The following is a 2465-nucleotide window of genomic DNA, read 5'->3' on the forward strand; positions in this document are numbered from 1 at the left end:
CTCTTCGACCGAAGCTCAAGGGGAGGGAATCATGAGCCCCGGGAGAAACTACCTGGAACGCGCTGCGCCCGGTGACGCGGCGGTTCTATTCAGTGACTTCAGGCCGCAGCGTGCGAGCGGGCGATGAAGGGGATCTCCGAGCGTGACAGCCCAAGATCGTCGAGCTCACGGTTGGTCAGACGCGACAGCTCGCGAACCGTCTCGCGATAGCGCAGGAAGGCGCGGATTTTGGCGGCAATCATGGTGACGAACATGGTGATATTCCTCTAGCGGATATTCCGGACCGGGGCGGTGCCCACAGCGACAATTTCGTTGTGCACTGCACATAAGCCGATCGGCCCGCCGCAATTAGGGGCTTTACTTCAGCTCCGATATGCATCCAGAGCATGCATCATTTGTTAATCAGTAATTTTCTGGTCTCATCATGCGTTGAGCGCAGTCATCGTTTCAAATGAAACCGATATTCTGCCTAGAAAATGGGCTGCGCGGCGGCAGGGTCACCGAGAGGTGTCGCATCCGGACGCCGGGCCACATGGTCGTCCGGATAGTCGTCGATCGTCGCGCGCTGGCGGGCGAGGGGCCGTATCACCGGCGTCAGCTCCAGGATGAACAGGCTGAGGTTTGGGCTCGGCCGAATCAAACGCCCCGCCTACCGCCCCTTCCCCTCGGCCCCTTCACCTCCGGCGACTTTGCCCTGTTCTCTAGATCGAGCTTGCGCCAGCGTGCCAGACGCTCAGGGTCGATCGCGCCCTTGGAGACTGCCTCCTGAACCGCGCAGCCGGGCTCGTGCTCATGGGTGCAGTCGCGGAAGCGGCAGAGCGGGCTTAGTTCCGTGATCTCGGCGAACAGCGTTTCGAGACCAGACGCCGCATCGCTGACATGGAGCGTGCGCATGCCCGGCGTATCAATCACCCAGCCGCCGCAGGCAATCGCATGCAGCGAGCGCGACGTCGTGGTGTGGCGCCCCTTAGCGTCGTGGTCGCGGATGTCGCCGGTCTGCTGCGGTTCGCCATCGATGGTGCCGGCAAGCGCGTTCACAAGAGTCGATTTGCCGACGCCGGACGAACCGACCAGCGCGAGGGTGCGGCCTTCGCCACACCAGGACGCGAACGCAGCCGCCGCGTGAGAGCTGCGCGGATTGACGGTTGCAACAGCCAGCCCGCGCTGCAGGGCGGCGGCCTGGTCGAGATAGGGCTGCACGTCGGGCACGAGATCGGCCTTGGTCAGCAGGATGACAGGTTCGGCTCCGCTCTCATTGGCCAGCGCAAGATAGCGCTCCAGGCGCGCGACGTTGAAATCAGCGTTGCAGGAGGTGACAATGAACAGTGTGTCGATGTTGGCCCCGGCAAGCTGCGGCGTCATGCTGCCCTCGGTGCGCCGCGCCAACACCGTCGCGCGCTCCAGCCGGCGCCGTAGCAGATGTGTGCTGGGCTCCACCAGAACCCAGTCACCCACCGTGAAGTCGCCTGTATTGGTATGGACCGGCAGCTTGAGCCTGATCGGCCCATCGGGCGTGATTGCGCTCATGCGGGTGCGGTGCACCGAGCCGATGCGCGCAGGCCGGAGGCAGGCGTCATCTGGTCCGCATTGATCTGCAAAGAAATCCGTCCAGCCCAGCGCCGCAAGGGACAGTGGTGCGGAGGCAGTGTCGCCTTGTGTCACAGTATCGCCCCACCGCTCGGCGTCCTCGTCATGGGCGACGATAGAGCGGGGTTCAGCCCGGCTTGCAAGCGCCGCAAGGAAAGCTGGCAGCCGCGCTACGCCAGGTGCAGACATTGGCGCATGGCCCGGAACCAGACATTCGCATGCTGCGAAAGGGACGTCCGTTTGCGACCCAACTCCGACATTTGCGGTGAGCCGCTGACGGTCAAAAGTCGCCCATTCCCGCCCCCTCGGACGTCCGCATGCGGGCGGTTCAACTTCGCAATCGGCAACGCGCCGAAATCGCGTAGCCAACGCGGTGAATTCCTGCTTTCGGCCACAGCCCGTTTTCTAGGCGGAACATCGGTTGCATTTGAAACGAACGATGCGCTCACTGCATGATTAGACGAACAAAACACCGATTCACAAGCTATTCATGCAATTAACGCATATCGGAGCTGAATTGAAGCCCCTGTTTGCGGCGGGCCGATCAGCTTATGTGCAGTGCACAACGAAATTGTCGCTGTGGGCACCGCCCCGGTCCGGAATATCCGCCAGAGGAATATCACCATGTTCGTCACCATGATTGCCGCCAAAATCCGCGCCTTCCTGCGCTATCGCGAGACGGTTCGCGAGCTGTCGCGTCTGACCAACCGTGAGCTCGCCGATCTTGGCCTGTCACGCTCGGAGATCCCCTTCATCGCCCGCTCGCACGCTGCGGCCTGAAGTCACTGAATAGAACCGCCGCGTCACCGGGCGCAGCGCGTTCCAGGTAGTTTCTCCCGGGGCTCATGATTCCCTCCCCTTGAGCTTCGGTCGAAGAG

General features: G+C 62.5%; 4 protein-coding genes. 1 reads left to right on the plus strand and 3 read right to left on the minus strand.

Annotated elements, in window-relative coordinates:
• Window positions 1-98: 98 nt before the first annotated feature.
• The 3 genes from AC1DGP_RS35050 to rsgA form a co-directional block, all read right to left on the minus strand.
• Entirely contained in the window at window positions 99-254 is a 156-nt protein-coding gene (locus AC1DGP_RS35050; RefSeq protein WP_441493807.1) for a DUF1127 domain-containing protein, read from the minus strand.
• A gap of 215 nt (window positions 255-469) precedes the next feature.
• Window positions 470-640, minus strand: a complete 171-nt coding sequence (locus AC1DGP_RS35055; protein WP_476833273.1) for a hypothetical protein — start codon at window positions 638-640, stop codon at window positions 470-472.
• Window positions 637-1662, minus strand: a complete 1026-nt coding sequence (rsgA, locus tag AC1DGP_RS35060; protein ID WP_441507185.1) for a ribosome small subunit-dependent GTPase A — start codon at window positions 1660-1662, stop codon at window positions 637-639. The genes AC1DGP_RS35055 and rsgA overlap by 4 nt, the downstream gene beginning before the upstream one ends.
• Before the next feature lie 549 nt (window positions 1663-2211).
• Between rsgA and AC1DGP_RS35065 the strand changes: the two genes are divergently transcribed.
• Window positions 2212-2367: a DUF1127 domain-containing protein gene (locus AC1DGP_RS35065; RefSeq protein WP_476771136.1), complete on the plus strand. Its 156-nt coding sequence runs from the start codon at window positions 2212-2214 to the stop codon at window positions 2365-2367.
• Window positions 2368-2465 lie beyond the last annotated feature (98 nt).

The sequence above is a fragment of the Allobosea sp. 05T433 genome, assembly GCF_056396065.1.